Raw genomic sequence first — 16,603 nt, 5'->3', positions numbered from 1 at the left:
GTCGGAGGCGTCGGGCTCGGCGCAGGACAATAGACTCGCTCCGGTCACCGCGCGTCATCCCGTCGACGTCGCGGCCGGCCCACCCGCACGCAGCAGCACAGCCACGAAGGGGGCACCGATGGCCGCCATCTCCCGCGAGGAGGTCGCGCACCTCGCGCGACTGTCGCGGCTCGCCGTCACCGAGGAGGAGCTGGACACCTTCGCCGGTCAACTGGACGTGATCCTCCAGTCGGTCGCGCAGGTCGGCGAGGTCACGGCGGCGGACATCCCGCCGACCTCCCACTCGGTGCCGCTGACCAACGTGCTCCGCGACGACGTGGTGGTGCCCGGACTGACCCCGCAGGAGGCGCTGTCGGGTGCCCCCGACGTCGCCGAGCAGCGGTTCCGCGTCCCGCGCATCCTGGACGAGGACGTGGCGTCGTGAGCGGACCCGACAGGCGAACCATCGAGCCCAGTGCGCCGGCTGCCCCGGGCACCGGTGAGCGGAGCGAGGCGACGGCATGACCGACCTGACCAGAATGACCGCGACCGACCTGGCCGGGCTGGTGGCCTCGGGGGAGACCTCCGCCGTCGAGGTGACCCGGGCCCACCTGGACCGGATCGCCGCCGTCGACGACCGGGTGCACGCGTTCCTGCACGTCGACACCGAGGGGGCGCTGGCCGCCGCCCGCGCCGTCGACGAGCGCCGGGCCGCCGGTGAGCAGCTCGGGCCGCTGGCCGGGGTGCCGGTGGCGGTGAAGGACGTGCTCACCACGAAGGGCGTACCGACCACCGTCGGCTCGAAGATCCTCGAAGGCTGGCGTCCGCCGTACGACGCGACGATCGTGCAGCGGCTGCGCGCGGCCGGCACGGTGATGCTCGGCAAGACCAACATGGACGAGTTCGCGATGGGCTCCTCCACCGAATACTCGGCGTACGGCCCGACCCACAACCCGTGGGACACCGACCGGATTCCGGGCGGCTCCGGCGGGGGCAGTGCCGCCGCGCTGGCGGCGTACGAGGCGCCGCTGGCCATCGGCTCCGACACCGGTGGCTCGATCCGCCAGCCCGGCGCGGTGACCGGCACCGTCGGCGCGAAGCCCACCTACGGCGGCACCTCCCGGTACGGCCTGGTCGCGTTCTCCTCCTCGCTGGACACTCCCGGCCCGTGCGCCCGTACGGTGCTCGACGCGGCGCTGCTGCACCAGGTCATCGGCGGGCACGACCCGCGCGACTCCACGTCCATCCCGCAGCCGGTGCCGGACGTGGTGGCCGCCGCGAAGCTCGGTGCGACAGGCGACCTGACCGGGGTGAGGCTCGGCATCGTCAAGGAGTTCACCGGTGAGGGCGCGGAGCCGGGCGTGATGGCCGCGTTCCGCGAGTCGGTGGACACCCTGGCCAAGCTGGGCGCGGAAATCGTCGAGGTGTCCTGCCCGCACTTCCGGTACGCGCTGCCGGCGTACTACCTGATCGCGCCGAGCGAGTGCTCCTCCAACCTGGCCCGGTTCGACGGGGTCCGGTTCGGGCTGCGGGTCGGCGACGACGGCAACCGGTCGCTGGAGGAGGTCATGTCGCTGACTCGGGAGGCCGGGTTCGGCGCCGAGGTCAAGCGGCGGATCATGGTCGGCACGTACGCGCTGTCGTCGGGCTACTACGACGCCTACTACGGGCAGGCGCAGAAGGTCCGTACCCTGATCACCCGCGACTTCACCTCGGCGTTCGAGCAGGTCGACGCGTTGATCTCGCCCACCACGCCGTTCGTGGCGTTCCCGATCGGGGCGCGCACCGCCGACCCGTACCAGATGTACCTGGCGGACCTGTTCACCATCCCGACGAACCTGTACGGCGGGCCGGGCATCTCGGTGCCGTGCGGCCTGTCCGAGGGGCTGCCCGTCGGTCTGCAGGTGATGGCCCCGACGATGGCCGACGACCGGATGTACCGGGTCGCCGCCGCGCTGGAGTCCGTGGTCGGCACGTTCACCCCACCGGCACTGTGAGGCTGGAGTTCAGATGACGACGACACTGCCCGCGTACGACGAGGTCGTTGCGCGTTACGAGCCGGTGATCGGCCTGGAGACCCACGTCGAGCTGGGTACGAACACCAAGATGTTCTGCGGTTGCCCGACCGACTTCGGCGGCGAGCCGAACACCCGGGTCTGCCCGGTGTGCCTGGGGCTGCCCGGTTCGCTGCCGGTGGCCAACAAGGCGGCGATCGAGGCGACCATCCGGATCGGCCTGGCGTTGAACTGCTCCATCGCGCAATGGTGCCGGTTCGCCCGGAAGAACTACTTCTACCCGGACATGCCGAAGGACTTCCAGATCAGCCAGTACGACGAGCCGCTGTGCTCCGACGGCTACCTGGACGTCGAGGTCGACGGGGAGCTGGTGCGGATCGGCATCGAGCGGGTGCACCTGGAGGAGGACACCGGCAAGACGCTGCACGTCGGCGGGTCCACCGGCCGCATCCACGGCGCGACCGAGTCGCTCGTCGACTACAACCGGGCCGGCATCCCCCTGGTCGAGATCGTCACCAAGCCGGTCCCCGGCACCGGCGCGCTCGCCCCCGAGGTGGCGAAGGCGTACGTGACCGAGCTGCGGGACGTGCTGCGCTCGCTGGGCGTCTCCGACGTCCGGATGGAGGAGGGGTCGCTGCGCTGCGACGTCAACACCTCCCTCAACCTGCCCGGCGAGGAGTGGGGCACCCGCACCGAGACCAAGAACGTCAACTCGTTGCGGTCGGTGGAGCGGGCGGTCCGTTCGGAGATCCTGCGTCAGGCGTCGGTGCTGGACGCGGGCGGCCGGATCACCCAGGAGACTCGGCACTTCCACGAGGACACCGGGGACACCACGCCGGGCCGGTCCAAGGAGACCGCTACCGACTACCGGTACTTCCCGGAGCCGGATCTGGTGCCGCTCGCCCCGGACACCGCCTGGGTGGCCGAGCTGAAGGCGGCCCTGCCGGAGCTGCCCCGGCTGCACCGTCGCCGGCTCCAGGAGCAGTGGGGCCTGTCCGACCTCGACATGCAGTCGGTGCTCAACGCCGGTGCGGTCGAGCTGATCGAGGCGACCGTGGCGGCCGGCGCGACCCCGGCGGCGGCCCGCAAGTGGTGGCTGGGTGAGCTGTCCCGCCGGGCCAACGAGACCGGCACCGAGCTGGCCGACATCGGGGCCACCCCGGCGCAGGTCGCCGAGCTGCAGGGCCTGGTCGATGCCGGCAAGCTCAACGACAAGCTGGCCCGTGCCGTGCTGGAGGGCGTGGTCGACGGCGAGGGCTCGCCGACCGAGATCATGACCAACCGGGGCCTGGAGGTGGTCTCCGACACCGGTGCGCTCACCGCCGCCGTGGACGAGGCGATCGCCGCCAACCCGGGCATCGCCGACAAGATCCGCAGCGGCAAGGTCGCCGCGGCCGGTGCGCTGGTCGGCGCGGTGATGAAGGCCACCCGTGGCCAGGCCGACGCCAAGTCCGTCCGTGACCTGGTCCTGGAGCGCCTCGGCGTCCAGGGCTGACCGCGCGGGCCGGAAGCCGGGGCTTCCCGCCCGCGACCCGCGAGGGCCGCCGTCGTGACCCGACGGTGGCCCTCACCCCTTCCCCGGGGTACGCGCGCGACCCGCGCGACCCCCCCCACCGAGGGCGTCAACGGCGACGCCCGGATGGAGTTCCCGTGAACGAGCACGACCTCGACGTCCTCGACGAGATCCAGCGACGGGTGCTGTGGCTCGCCACCCGGATCGTGGACGCCGCCAACCACGACCGGGACACCGGCGACGGGGTGAAGGTCGGCGGCCACCAGGCGTCCAGCGCCTCCCTGGTCACCGCGATGACCGCGCTGTGGTTCGCCCACCTGGACGCCGAGGACCGGGTGGCGGTCAAGCCGCACGCCTCCCCGGTGTTCCACGCGATCCAGTACCTGCTGGGCAACCTGGACCGGTCGTACCTGCCGCGGTTGCGGGCGCGGGGCGGGTTGCAGTCGTACCCGTCGCGGACGAAGGACCCGGACGCGGTGGACTTCTCCACCGGCTCGGTCGGGCTGGGCGCGGCGGCCCCGCTGTTCGCCGCGGTGACCCGACGCTACGTCGACGCCCACTTCGGGGCCCGCCCGCACTCCCGGTTCGTCGCGTTGATCGGCGACGCCGAACTGGACGAGGGGAACATCTGGGAGGCGGTCGCCGACCCGGCCACCACCGGCCTGGGCAACGTGATGTGGCTCGTCGACTTCAACAGGCAGTCGCTGGACCGGGTGGTCCCGGGCATCCGGATCGACCAGTGGCGCGGGCAGTTCGAGGCCGCCGGCTGGCACGTCGTGGAGGTCAAGTACGGCCGCCGGCTCGCCCAGGCGTACGCCCGGCCGGGCGGGGCGGCGCTGCGCGACTGGATCGACCGGATGCCCAACGAGCAGTACCAGTCGCTGTTCGGGCTGACCGGGCCGGCGCTGCGCCGGCAGTTCCTGGACGGCGCACCCGACGGCATCGCCGGGTTCATCGCCGACCTGACCGACGAGGAACTCGCCCCGCTCGTCACCGACCTCGGCGGGCACGACCTGGCGGCGATGCTCGACGCGTACGCCCAGTGCGACGCGGTGACCGACCGGCCCAGCGTCGTCTTCGCGTACACCGTCAAGGGGTGGGGGTTGCCGATCGCCGGCAATCCGCGCAACCATTCCGCGTTGCTGTCCACCGCGCAGGTCGACGCGCTGCGCGCGGCGCACGGGCTGACCGCCGCGACCGAGTGGGACCGCCTCGACCCGGCGAGCCCGGCCGGCATCCGGGCCGGCGCGCGCCGGGAGGCGCTGGCCCGCGCGCCCCGCCACCGGTCGTTGGGGGTCACCGTCCCCGACGCCACCGGGGTACGCACCCACAAGCCGGTCTCCACCCAGGAGGTCTTCGGCCGGGTGCTGGTGGAGCTGGCCCGGGACCCGCAGGTGGCCCCCTACCTGGTCACCACCGCGCCGGACGTGGCCACCTCCACCAACCTCGCCGGGTTCATCAACAAGACCGGGGTGTTCGCCCCCACCGAGCGGCGCTCCTGGTCGGAGGACCGGATGCTGCGCTGGACGGAGAGCCCCGCCGGGCAGCACATCGAGCTGGGCATCTCCGAGATGAACCTGTTCCTGCTGCTCGGTCAGCTCGGCCTGTCCTGGGACCTGTCCGGGCAGCCGCTGCTGCCGGTCGGCACGGTCTACGACCCGTTCGTGCTGCGCGGCCTGGACGCGTTCCTCTACGGCACCTACTCGGGTTCCCGGTTCGTGGTGGCCGGCACCCCGTCGGGCATCACCCTGGCCCCGGAGGGCGGCGCGCACCAGTCCACCATCACCGCGTCCGTCGGCCTGGAACTGCCCGGCGTCACCCTCTGCGAACCGGCGTACGCCACCAGCCTCGACTGGCTGCTCTGTGACGCGCTCGGGCAGATCGCGCAGGGTTCCGCGCCGGCCGCCACCGCCGCGCCGGCCGAGGACGGGGCGTACTACTTCCGGTTGAGCACCCGCCCGCTGGACCAGGCGCCGTTCGAGGCGGCCCGGGTCCGCCTCGGTGACGCGGTGCTGCGCCGGCAGGTGGTCGCCGGGGCGTACCGGCTGGTGGACGCGCACCAGGCGTACCCGCAGCTGGCCGACGCGCCGGTGGTGACCCTGGCCGCCTCCGGGGCGGTGCTGCCGGAGACGCTGGCCGCCGCCGCCGAGCTGGCCGAGGAGGGCATCGCGGCGCATGTGGTCGACGTGACCAGCCTGGACCGGCTCTACCGGGCCTGGCAGCGCACCCTGCGCCAGGGCGTCCGTACGGCGACCGTGCCGAGCGTGCCGGGGGCGTTGCGGGCGGCCTTCGGGGACCGGACCCCGCTGGTGACCGTGCACGACGCCGCCTCGCACACGATGGCCTGGCTCGGCTCGGCGCTCGGGGTGCCGGCGGTGCCGCTGGGGGTGGACGAGTTCGGCCAGTCCGGCAGCGTCCGTGACCTGTACGAGCTGCACGACCTGCTTCCCGGCAGCATCGTCAACGCCGCCCTGGCGGCCCTGTCGCTGCGCTGACCGCGCCCCGCGCTGGCCCACCCCGGCGCTGGCACGGCCTGGCCTGGTCCGGTTCGGTGTGGCCGTTGCGGCTGACGATCACTCTCCGTGCCTATTTGGCTGATGCTGACTGTGGTCACGCTGGGTGTCGTGCGTGGCGACCACGGAATGGTAGGTCTGCATCCTTTGCTCTGCTGCCATCAAGGCGACAGCCCTATGAGCAGCGGGGATGGGAAGGGCGGCCGAGCGGGTGGGCGGCCGCCTGGTCGCGGAGAGCAACTGTCGCCGTGAGGGCGGCAGAGCAAAGTCGCCGAGCGCGGGTAGGCGGGTGTCGCCCGGAAGTCACTTTCGGTGACTTCGGTGGAAGGTGGGTGCCGTGGCGCGGGGCGGTACCCGGGCGGCCGGGGGCGCAGCCATGGCCGCCGGCAGGCCCGCCGCAGGGGGCGCGTCGCTGCAGGCCTGCCGGTGGTTCAGCTGGTCGGGCTGGGGGTCGGCGAGGTGGGGGTCGGGCCGGTCCCGGAGGGCGACGGGGACTCCGAGCCGCCCCGGGTCGGGGTGGGGGTGACCGGGACGTCGGCGCCCTTCGCCGGGTCGCGGATCACGTGCCGCTCCAGGTTCACCTGGGCCTGCCCGGTGCCGCCGACCGTGATGTCGTCGTAGGCCTGGAGCAGTTTCTGCTGGTCGAAGTAGAGCACCGTCATCGACAGCGGGGTGGGTTTCTCGCCCTCCAGGCCGCGCAGCCCGGCACCGCCGGTCGAGCCCTCCACCATCAGCTGCGTCGGCTGCTGGCCGGCTACCTGCGGCAGCTTCGAGACCTGCCGGGCGTGGGTGTGCCCGGCCAGCACCAGCGGGCAGGTGCCGGAGAGCGGCCCGGCCGAGGCCGGGTCGTGCACCAGCGCGATGTTCACCGGGCGCGGCGAGTCGCGGACCGTGGTGGCGAGCGTCTCGCCGGCCCCGATCACCTGGTTGGCGACCTGCGCGGTGAGGCCGCTGCCGGCCGGGGAGGTCTCCTTGTCCGGGGTGAACCGGGGGTCGCCGATGCCGGCGATGGTCAACCCGGCGACGGTGGTGGTCGAGTTGTTCAGCACGACCGCGTTCGGCTGGCGGGCCACCGCCGCCGCCGTCCGGGGCGAGTCGTGGTTGCCCCGGATGTAGACGTACGGCTTCTTGAGCAGGCCGATCGAGCCGACGTACGACGCCTCGGGCTCGCTGCCCCAGTCGGTCAGGTCACCGGTGTCGATCACCACGTCGATGCCGAACTGCTCGACCACGGTCCGGATGAGCTGCCAGCCGGTCGGGTTGAGGTGCATGTCGGAGACGTGCAGCACCCGGGTGGTGCCCGGTGCCGGCTCGTACACCGGCAGGGCCGAGACCGTGGTGTAGAGCTGGCTGACGTTGCCGACCAGCCGCTGCAACTGCTCCGCGTACCGGCTGTAGTCGTTGGCGATCCGGCGGGCGTCGCCGACGATCGCCGGGGCGTTGACCAGCAGGCCCTCGTAGCGGGGTTCCTCGATGGCCTGCGGGCGGACGGTGCCGGCGGCCAGGCCGAGGCTGCCGGCGGTGACCACCAGCGCCACCCCGCCGGCCCAGGCGGTCCGCCGGGTGTCCCGGAAGACCAACGCGGCCAGCAGCAGGGTGACCAGCACCGCCGCCCCGAGGGTACGCAGACCGAGCCGCAGCACCCCGTTGCGGACGTCGGTCACCGCCGACTGGCTGGCCCGGCTGATGCTGGCCGGGTCGTCGATCAACGCCTCGGTCTTGCGCTGGTCCAGCGCGCCGAGCCCGACCGTCAGGTGGGTCGGGCCCTGGTGACTGTCGAGTTGGAGCGCGCCCAGCGGGGGGATGTCGACGGTGGTGCCGCCCCGCACCGCCGGGGCGAGGGTCAGGTCGGCGCGGAACGGGCCGATGTCGGTGCTGACCCGGCCACCGGCGAACACCCCGATGACCGTTCCGGTCAGGGCGACCAGCAGCACCGCCAGCACCACGCCGAACCGTCGGGCCCGGGCCGACCGCAGGGCCGACCACCAGGTCCGCCAGCGTCGCTCACGCCGGGCGGGAAGGTCCGTCTCCCCGGGCCCGCGCTGCTCGTTCTCCTGACCGCCCATGATGAGATTCTGACCTGCCCCGTGAAAGATCTTGGCAAACCCGGCGGACGGACGGCTGATCCGCCCGGTACCTGCCCGGCTGTCCGACCCGTCGGCGTGTCGTCAGCTCCTCCCGGCCCCACCCTCGGCGAAGACCAGTCGCAGCAGCCGGTCGTCCTCCGGGGTCGGCTGGCCCCGCCCGTCGTGGTTGGAGGTGGACACCCAGAGTGAACCGTCCGGGGCGGCGGCGACCGCCCGCAACCGGCCGTACTTCCCGGTGAGCAGTTCCCGGGGCGCGCCGAGCGCGGTGCCGGCATCGGTCAGCTCCACCAGCCAGAGCCGCTCCCCGCGTAGGCAGGCGGCGGCCAGCAGCCGGCCCGTGGCCGCCAGCCCCGAGCAGGACGCCTCGTCGGTGCCCCACTGCACGACCGGGTCGACGAACCTGCCGTCGCCGGCCTGCCCCTCCACCGTCGGCCAGCCGTAGTTCGCCCCCTTGTCGATCTTGTTGATCTCGTCCCAGGTGTTCTGCCCGAACTCGGTGGCGTACATCCGCTTCCCGGCGTCCCAGGCCAGGCCCTGCACGTTGCGGTGCCCCAGCGACCAGACCGGCGAGCCGGGGAACGGGTTACCCGCCGCCGGCTTGCCGTCCGGGGTGATCCGCAGGATCTTGCCGGCCAGGCTGGCGCGGTCCTGGGCGGCGTCCCGGTCACCGGCGTCGCCGGTGCTGACGTAGAGCTGCCCGTCCGGGCCGAACGCCAGCCCGCCGCCGTTGTGGTTGCCGGACTTCGGGATGCCGGTCAGGACCGGGGTGGGGGTGCCGCCCAGCGTCAACCGGGCCACCCGGTTGTCCTGTTCGGTGGTGTAGTAGACGAAGACCGTCCGGTCCTGCGCGTACGCCGGGGAGACGGCGATGCCGAGCAGGCCCGCCTCGCCGGACGCGGCCACCCCCGGCACGGTCTGCGCCGGGGTGACGGTCAACCCCTGCGGCCCCGACTCCGGCCCGACCTTGAGGATCCTGCCGCTGTCCCGCTCGGTGACCAGCGCCGCCCCGTCAGGCAGGAAGGCGATGCCCCACGGCACCCGCAGCCCCTTGGCCAGGACCGTGGCCACCACCTGCTGCTCGGGGGTGTTCGCCGACGCCGACGGGGTCGGCAGGTTGGGGGGCTCACCGGCCGGATCGGGCTCCGGCGGGCCGAAACTGCACCCGGTCAGCAGCAGCGCGGCACCGGAGGCCGCCAGGGCCGCGCGGACCCGGACGGTGCGGGGGTACGGGAGACGGGCGCTCACCCGCCCCAGCCTAGCCCGCGAATCCGGACCGGCCGGGCCACCGGGGACCGCTCACCGGCCGGTGCACGCCTCAGCGGGCCCGCAGGGCCAGCAGCGCCACGTCGTCCTCGCGCCGGTGCCCGGTGCCGAGCAGCAGGTCACACAGGTCGGCGGCGGGCCGGGCACCGGCGGCGGCGACCCGGGCGCACAACTGGGCCATCCCCTCGTCGATCGACTGGTCCCGCCGCTCCACCAGCCCGTCGGTGTAGAGCAACAGGGTGTCCCCGGGGGCGAGCAGCACTTCCGCCCCGGTACGCGGGGTCGGCCGGGTCAGCCCCAGCAGCGGCTCCCACCGGCCGTCGAGCAGCCGTACCGTGCCGTCGGCGGTGACCAGCAGCGGCGCGGGATGACCGGCGTTGCACCAGGTGACGGCCACCCCGCCGGCGACCGGCCGCAGCCGGGCCAGCACCGCCGTGGCGGCGGTCGGGATACGCAACCCCGAGATGGTGGCGTCCAACCGTCGCATCAGCTCCTCGACCGGGTCGTCCCGGCCGAACGCGTTGCCCCGCACCAGGTTGCGCAGCTGGCCCATGGTCGCGGCGGCCTCGATGTCGTGGCCGGCGACGTCGCCGATCGCCGCCACCAGGTCGCCGCCGGGCTGGACGAAGGCGTCGTACCAGTCGCCGCCCACCTCCACCCGGTCGGCGGCCGGCTGGTAGCGGGCCGCCAGCTCCACCCACGGGCTCTGCGGCAACTGCGGCAGCATGCTGTGTTGCAGCACCTCGGCGACGTGCCGCTGCTCGGAGTAGATCCAGCCGTTGCCGACCGCCTGCCCGGCGCGGCGGCCGATCTCCAGGGCGGTGCCCAGGTCGTCGTCGTCGAAGGCCCGCCGCTCCGGCCCGTTGACCAGGGTGACCGCGCCCATCACCGTGCCCCGGCCGGGGGCCGGCACCGGCACGGTCAGGTGCGAGGCGAAGCCCAGCCGTTCGGCGAGCGCCACCAGCTCCGGGGTGTCGCTGGCCCGGCGGACGTCGTCCAGGTCGGCGGCGCTGCGCAGCACCGGCTGACCGGTCCGCAGCACCGTCCGGGTGATCGAGGTAGGCCCGAGCCGGGTCGACGCCAGCTCGCCGAAGCGGGTCACCTCGGCGGCCCGGTCCGGGTCGCGGTGCACCGCGGTGACCCGGCGGGGAGCGCCGCCCTGGTCCATCAGGGTCACCAGGGCCCAGTCGGCCAGCGACGGCACCACCGCGTCGGCCAGCCGGCCCACGGCCGTCTCCACGTCGAGCGTGCCGGTCAGGGTCTCGCTCAGCGAGGCGAGCAGGTTGAGCCGGTCGTGCGCCTGCTCGACCAGGCGGCGCGCCTCCTCGGCCGCGTCCAGGGCGATCCGCAGCCGCAGCTCCGAGGAGCAGGCCGCCGCCAGGTCGGCCAGCGTCCGTAGCTGCGCTTTCGTCCAGGCCCGGGGCTTGCTGTCGATCGCGCACAGCGAGCCGAGCACCCGGCCGTCCAGGTCGGTCAGCGGCATCCCGGCGTACGCGACGACGCCCAGCTCCGGCACGGCCAGGTTCTCCCGTACCCGGGGGTAGAGCCGGGCGTCCGGCAGCACCAGCGGGATCTCGGTGTCGATCACGTGCTGGCAGAACGAGTGGCTCAGCGGGGTCTGCCGGCGGGCGGCCCACGGGTCGGGCAGCCCGACCGCGCCGGGGAAGAACTGGCGGGTCTCGCTGACCAGGGAGACCAGCGCCACAGGCACGTCGAGCAGGTCGCTGACCAGCCGGGCGAACCGGTCGAACGCCTCGTCCGGCGCGGCGTCCAGGCCGGTCTCGGTCAGCGACCGCAGCCGGGCCGGATCGGCCAGCGCGGCGATGTCGACGTCCGGCCGTACGGTGCGTTCGGTCATCGACCACCTGTCTACCGTGATGGGGGAGGACACCGTTCGGCGTTCCGACCCTCGGTTATACCCGTCCCACCTGACCATCACCCGTCGGCGTGGTGACGACGTCTGGTTCGGCGTCGTCGGTCGGCCCGTCGGCCCGGCCCGCCTGTCGGAGGGCTATCGTCGGCACGCGTGAAGGTATGGATCCCGCATTCCGCCGGGGTGGAGCTGCTCGGTCCGGTCCCGGCCGGTGTCACGGTACAGCCGTGGGCCGACCCGGCGAATCCGCCCGGCGATCCGGCCGGCGTCCGGTTCTGGGTGCCGCCGTTCCTGGCCGGGGTGGACACCACGGCGATGCTGGACCGGCTGCCCGACCTGGCGGTGGTGCAGTTGCTCTCCGCCGGGGCGGACGCCTGGACGGGTCGGGTGCCCGCCGGGGTCACCCTCTGCGACGCCCGGGGGGTGCACGACGCCGGCACCGCCGAGTGGGTGGTCACCGCGATCCTCGCCCAGCTGCGCGGGTTCCCCGAACTGGCCCGCGCGCAGGCCCGCCGGGAGTGGGCGTACGACCGGGTCGCGCCGACCGACGAGCTGACCGGCAAGCGGGTGCTGATCGTCGGGGCCGGTTCGATCGGCGCGGCGGTCCGGGCCCGGCTGGCCCCGTTCGACGTCACCTTCACCCTGGTCGCCCGGACCGCCCGGCCGGCCGAGGGGGTGCACGCGGTGACCGAGCTGCCCCGCCTGCTGCCCGGGGCCGACGTGGTGGTGCTGCTGGTGCCGCTGACCGACGCCACCCGGGGGCTGGTCGACGCCGCGTTCCTGGCCGCCATGCCGGACGGGGCGCTGCTGGTCAACGCCGCCCGGGGCCCGGTGGCGGACACGGCGGCGCTGGTCGCGGAGCTGACTTCGGGGCGGCTGCGGGCGGCGTTGGACGTGACCGACCCGGAGCCGCTGCCGGCGGACCATCCGCTCTGGGAGCTGCCGAACGTGCTGCTCACCCCGCACGTCGCCGGTTCGGTACGCGGGCTGCTGCCCCGGGCGTACCGGCTGGTGGGGGAGCAGGTGCGCCGGTTCGTCGCCGGGTCACCGCTGGTCAACACGGTGGTGGACGGCTACTGACCGGGGCGGGGCCGGCCGCCGGTGGTGGGTGTCCGGGCTCAGCGCGCGTCCGGCAGGGCCTGCCCGGTGGCCGCGACCAGCCGGGGCAGGTCGACGCCCCGGACGGCGGGCAGCGGCAGCTGGTGCCCGTCGGTGAGCCGGACGACGGCCCGGCCGCGCGGGTCGGTGGCCAGCTCGACGACCTGCTCCCAGGGGATGCGCCGGCCCCCGGCGAGTGCCCGCAGCCGTAGCCCGTGCGGGTCGGCGTCGGTGCCGGAGCGCCAGGCCCAGACCGCGACGGTCAGCGGGACCAGCAGCACCGGCAGCAGATACCACCGGGCGGCGGCCAGGGGCAGCGCGCCGATGGTGGCGATGACGGCCGCGACCAGGATGGCCTGGTTGTGCCGGAAGCGGATGGTGTCGGCGCGACTCACCCCCCGATGATTCCACCCGGGGCCGGGGCGGCACCGGGCGGGCGGCGGGCCGGTCGCGACCGACGCTGACTGGTGACGTAGGTCACGGCCGAGGGGCGTAACCGGGAGGGCGGTGCCTCGTTTCTCCGATAACCCCCTGTCGCACCGCGCCGTGTCCCCCTCACGAAGGCGACCGCCGTGACCGTCGCTCACCCCGTCCGCCGCCCACCGTCCGCACCCGTCGCGCTCGCGGTGCTGGTCGCGCTCCTCGTCACCGCCGGCCTGGTCGACGCCGTCCCGCCGCTGGCCGCCACCACGATGGCGGGCGCGGGCGGCTGTGCCGTGGCCGCCGCCCGGCTGTTCCGCCTCACCGGCACCGGTGGGCGGGACCGTCGCGCCCGCCGCCGCCGTCGGGCCGCCGTCCTGCTCAACATCGCGGTGACCGTGGTCGGGATGACCGTGGCGGTGCTACCGCTGGCACCGGCGGTCCGCCGGGCCGAGGTCGCGGCGGCCGGGCTCGGCGCGGCCACCCTGGCCTACGCGGTCGGCCTGCTCCTGCTGCCCGGCCACTCCCGGCTGACGCCCCGGGCCCGGTGGCGGCGCGGCGTCGACGTGCTCGGCCTCGGCACCGCCCTGCTCTTCGCCGGCTGGGTGCTGGTCCCGTCCGGCCCGGTGCCACCGGTGGTCCGGGTGGTCACCGTCGCGGGCGCGGGCGTCCTGGCCGGGCTGCTGGTGGGCGCGCTGGCCGGGCACCGTCGCCACCCCGGCGCGGCCCGGTGCCTGCTCGGGGTGGCGGCCGTCCTGCTCGGCCTGGCCGACCTGGTGGTGCTGCTGGCCTACCGGGCGCCCACGGTGACGCTGCTGACCGCGGTGCCGCTGCTGGTCGGCGGGGCGCTGCTGACGGCCGCCGGGATGGCCCGGGTCGCGGCGGGCGATCCGGCGGGTCCGACCGGCCCGCCACCGGCCTGGCCCCGGGTGACCGCACCGGCGGCGGTGGCGACCGTGGCGGCGGCCGGCCACCTGGCGTTCGTCGGCGGGTTCACCCCGACCGCCGTCCTGCTGGGGCTGGCGGTGATTCCGCCGCTGGTGGCCCGGGAACTGATCTCCGTGACCGACCAGCGGCGGTGGGCCGGGCAGTTGGCCGCCCGCGAGGCGTACTTCCGCACGTTGGTCGCCGGCGGTCGTGACCTGGTCCTCGTCCTCGACGACGGGTTGCGGGTGCACTGGCTCTCGGCGGCCGGTGAACGCTGGTTCGGGCTGGGTCAGGAGGCGGTGTGCGGGCGGGCGCTGGCCGACCTGCTGCATCCGGACGACGCGCCGGGCGTCCTGGCCCGGCTGGCCGGGCGGCCGGGCGACACCGTCGCGCCGCTGCTGGTGGCCCGGATGCGTACCGGTGACGGCGGTTGGCGGGAGACCGAGGCGACGGTGAGCGACCAGCGGGCCGTGCCGGAGGTGGCCGCGGTGGTGCTGCACGTCCGCGACGTCGGTGACCGCCGACGGCTGGAGCGTGAGCGGCGTCGGGTCGCGGCCACCGACCCGCTCACCGGCCTGTCCACCCGGCGGGAGCTGCTGCGGGTGCTCGACGAGCGGGGCGGCACTCCCGGCGCGCTGCTCCTGGTCGACGTGCACGGGCTCGGCCCGGCGCAGGACGCCGCCGGCCCGGACCCGCTCCTGGTCGTCACCGCCCGCCGGCTGCGCGACGTGGTCGGCCCCCGGGACCTGGTCGCCCGGTTGTCCGGGGAGGAGTTCGCGGTGGTCACCGATGCCGGCCCGGTCCCGGCGTACGCGTTGGGCGAGCGGCTGCTGGCCGCGTTGACCGAGCCGTGCCCGGTGCCGACCGGGATGGGCCGGCTCCGGGTCGGCGTGGGCCTGACCGAGCTGGCCGCGACGTCGCCGCAGGACGCGTTGCGCCAGGCCGACCTGGCGCGCCGCCGGGCCGTCCAGCTCGGCCGCAACCGGGTCGAGTGGTACGACGCCTGCCTGGAAGAGGAGCTGGTCCGCCGGCTGGACCTGGAACGGGAGCTGCCCGGGGCGGCGGCCCGGGGTGAACTGGACCTGGTCTACCAGCCGGTGCTGGCGCTGGCCGACCGGCGACCGGCCGGCGTCGAGGCGTTGCTGCGCTGGCGCAGCCCGGTGCTGGGCACCGTGCTGCCGGCCGAGTTCCTGCCGGTCGCCGAGGATCTCGGCCTGCTGGGGGAGCTGGGCCGGTGGGTGCTCGACCGGGCCTGCCGGCAGCTCGCCGACTGGTCGGCCGGGGGTCGGGAGCTGTGGCTGGCGGTCAACGTCACCCTCGCCGAGCTGCTGGCGCCGGATCTGGTGCCCCGGGTGGCGGCGGTGCTGGCCGGGCACGGCGTCCCGGCGGAGCGGCTGGTGCTGGAGATCGCCGAGTCGCGGCTCGGGGCCGACCTGCCCACGGTGGTGGCCCGGCTGGCCGGCCTGCGGTCGCTGGGGGTACGCACGGCGTTGGACAGTTTCCGGGCGGAGCACGCCTCCCTGGCCCAACTGCGCCGGCTGCCGATCGACCTGTTGAAGGTGCAGCCCCGGCCGGTCGACCCGGACGAGGAGTCCCGCCCGTTGATCGACGTGGTGGTGGGGCTGGGGGAGCGGCTGGGGGTGACCGTGGTGATGGCGGAGCTGGAGTCGGAGCCGGACGTGGCGCGGGCGACCCGGGCCGGCTGCCGGTACGGGCAGGGGTTCGCGTTGGCGCGTCCGGCCACCGCCGAGCGGGTCGAGGCGTACTTCGAGGAGTTCCCGACGACGTCCCGCTGACGGTGGGGGCGTGCCTAGGTGAACCGGTTCATCTCGATCGGGGCGGTGCGGTGCTGCCCCGGGGCGTCAGGTGCGCCGTCTCGTCCTGGAGGCCGTGCACCGGTTCGCCGGCGATGACGGCGAGCAACTGGCGGGCGGCGTGCGCGCCGTAGGCGGGGATGTCCCGGCCGAGCGCGGTCAGCGGCGGGTGCACCAGTTGGCAGAGCGGTGAGTCGTCCCAGGCCACGATGGACAGGTCGGTGGGGACGCCGAGGCCCATCTCCTGGGCCACGGCGAGCCCGGCGATCGCCATCACGTCGTTGTCGTAGATCACCGCGGTGGGACGCTGGGCGGAGCTGAGCAGCCGCCGGGTGGCGCGTGCGCCCTCCTCGCCGGTGTAGTCCGACCAGACGGTCGCCGCGTCGGTGAGCCCGAGCCGGCCGCACACCTCGGCGAACGCGTCGGTACGGATCTCGGTGTGCAGCAGCGACGGCAGCCCACCGATCCGGGCTATCTTGCGGTGGCCGAGGGCGACCAGGTACTCCACCGCCTCGGCGAGCGCCGCCGCGTCGTCCGACCAGACGTGGGCCAGCGTGCCGGTGTGCCGCGGGCCGCCGATCACCACGGCGGGCAGTTGCAACTCCTCCAGGGCGGGCACCCGGATGTCGTCGGTCCGCAGGTCGCAGACGAGGACCCCGTCGACCCGCCGTTCGGCCCACCACCGGCGGTAGACGGCGATCTCCGCCTCTTGGTCGGCCACCACCTGGAGGGTCAGCGCGTACGACCGGGCGGAGAGTTCGGCCTCGACGCCGCTGATCAGCTCCATGAAGAACGGTTCGATGCCGAGTATCCGGGCCGGTCGGCACAGGGCCAGGCCGACGGCGTTGGCGGTGGCGCCGGAGAGCGCGCGGGCGGCGCTGCTCGGGCTGAAACCGATCTCGGTGGCGATCGCCAGGATGCGTTGCCGGGTGGCTTCCGAGACGCCCGGTTGCCCGTTGAGCGCGTACGACACCGCGCCCTTGGACACCCCGGCGCGTCGGGCGACGTCGGCGATGGTCGGCCGCTTCACCGGCGTTTTCCTCCACTTCTCGCGGCCTGGGCAGGCCGTCCTCGGGCCGGGGTCGCCGGCGGTCCTCACGC

The 16,603-nt window shown here is 74.6% G+C and carries 11 protein-coding genes; 6 read left to right on the top strand and 5 right to left on the bottom strand.

The window, feature by feature from the left end:
* The first annotated feature begins 118 nt into the window (after nucleotides 1-118).
* From gatC to H1A17_RS04565, 4 genes are all read left to right on the top strand, one after another.
* The gene (gatC, locus tag H1A17_RS04580) at nucleotides 119-424 is read left to right on the top strand and encodes an Asp-tRNA(Asn)/Glu-tRNA(Gln) amidotransferase subunit GatC (protein WP_088641698.1); all 306 of its coding nucleotides are present in this window, start codon (nucleotides 119-121) and stop codon (nucleotides 422-424) included.
* A gap of 76 nt (nucleotides 425-500) precedes the next feature.
* Entirely contained in the window at nucleotides 501-1,976 is a 1,476-nt protein-coding gene (gatA, locus tag H1A17_RS04575; protein ID WP_145918264.1) for an Asp-tRNA(Asn)/Glu-tRNA(Gln) amidotransferase subunit GatA, read from the top strand.
* A 13-nt stretch (nucleotides 1,977-1,989) separates the two neighbouring features.
* Entirely contained in the window at nucleotides 1,990-3,489 is a 1,500-nt protein-coding gene (gene gatB / locus H1A17_RS04570; protein WP_194821142.1) for an Asp-tRNA(Asn)/Glu-tRNA(Gln) amidotransferase subunit GatB, read from the top strand.
* Between the two features lie 155 nt (nucleotides 3,490-3,644).
* Nucleotides 3,645-6,002: a transketolase C-terminal domain-containing protein gene (locus H1A17_RS04565; RefSeq protein WP_145918266.1), complete on the top strand. Its 2,358-nt coding sequence runs from the start codon at nucleotides 3,645-3,647 to the stop codon at nucleotides 6,000-6,002.
* A 449-nt stretch (nucleotides 6,003-6,451) separates the two neighbouring features.
* On the opposite strand, the gene H1A17_RS04560 is transcribed toward H1A17_RS04565, so the two are convergent.
* The 3 genes from H1A17_RS04560 to H1A17_RS04550 all read right to left on the bottom strand — a co-directional run bounded on the left by H1A17_RS04560 (nucleotide 6,452) and on the right by H1A17_RS04550 (nucleotide 11,228).
* Entirely contained in the window at nucleotides 6,452-8,086 is a 1,635-nt protein-coding gene (locus H1A17_RS04560) for a metallophosphoesterase (RefSeq protein ID WP_145918267.1), read from the bottom strand.
* 102 nt (nucleotides 8,087-8,188) lie between these two features.
* Complete coding sequence (locus H1A17_RS04555; RefSeq protein WP_194821141.1) at nucleotides 8,189-9,352, bottom strand: sorbosone dehydrogenase family protein; 1,164 nt, start codon at nucleotides 9,350-9,352, stop codon at nucleotides 8,189-8,191.
* A 70-nt stretch (nucleotides 9,353-9,422) separates the two neighbouring features.
* Nucleotides 9,423-11,228 (bottom strand): GAF domain-containing SpoIIE family protein phosphatase, encoded by a 1,806-nt coding sequence (locus H1A17_RS04550; protein WP_194821140.1) that lies wholly within the window; start codon nucleotides 11,226-11,228, stop codon nucleotides 9,423-9,425.
* A gap of 168 nt (nucleotides 11,229-11,396) precedes the next feature.
* Here H1A17_RS04550 and H1A17_RS04545 point away from each other — a divergent pair, with 168 nt between their 5' ends.
* Nucleotides 11,397-12,323 carry a 2-hydroxyacid dehydrogenase gene (locus tag H1A17_RS04545; protein WP_145918270.1) on the top strand — a complete coding sequence of 309 codons (927 nt, stop codon included), beginning with the start codon at nucleotides 11,397-11,399 and terminating at the stop codon, nucleotides 12,321-12,323.
* A gap of 38 nt (nucleotides 12,324-12,361) precedes the next feature.
* Here H1A17_RS04545 and H1A17_RS04540 read toward each other — a convergent pair whose 3' ends face one another.
* Nucleotides 12,362-12,736 carry a PH domain-containing protein gene (locus H1A17_RS04540; RefSeq protein ID WP_194821139.1) on the bottom strand — a complete coding sequence of 125 codons (375 nt, stop codon included), beginning with the start codon at nucleotides 12,734-12,736 and terminating at the stop codon, nucleotides 12,362-12,364.
* A 177-nt stretch (nucleotides 12,737-12,913) separates the two neighbouring features.
* On the opposite strand from H1A17_RS04540, the gene H1A17_RS04535 reads away from it, so the two are divergent.
* Nucleotides 12,914-15,484 (top strand): sensor domain-containing phosphodiesterase, encoded by a 2,571-nt coding sequence (locus tag H1A17_RS04535; RefSeq protein ID WP_309236699.1) that lies wholly within the window; start codon nucleotides 12,914-12,916, stop codon nucleotides 15,482-15,484.
* A gap of 28 nt (nucleotides 15,485-15,512) precedes the next feature.
* On the opposite strand, the gene H1A17_RS04530 is transcribed toward H1A17_RS04535, so the two are convergent.
* Nucleotides 15,513-16,532 (bottom strand): LacI family DNA-binding transcriptional regulator, encoded by a 1,020-nt coding sequence (locus tag H1A17_RS04530; protein ID WP_145918272.1) that lies wholly within the window; start codon nucleotides 16,530-16,532, stop codon nucleotides 15,513-15,515.
* Nucleotides 16,533-16,603 lie beyond the last annotated feature (71 nt).

The sequence above is a fragment of the Micromonospora sp. S-DT3-3-22 genome, from assembly GCF_015354745.1.
GTDB lineage: Bacteria > Actinomycetota > Actinomycetes > Mycobacteriales > Micromonosporaceae > Micromonospora > Micromonospora wenchangensis.
The sequence above is the reverse complement of the archived record's forward strand: the minus strand, read 5'-3'. Positions and strand labels throughout refer to the sequence as shown.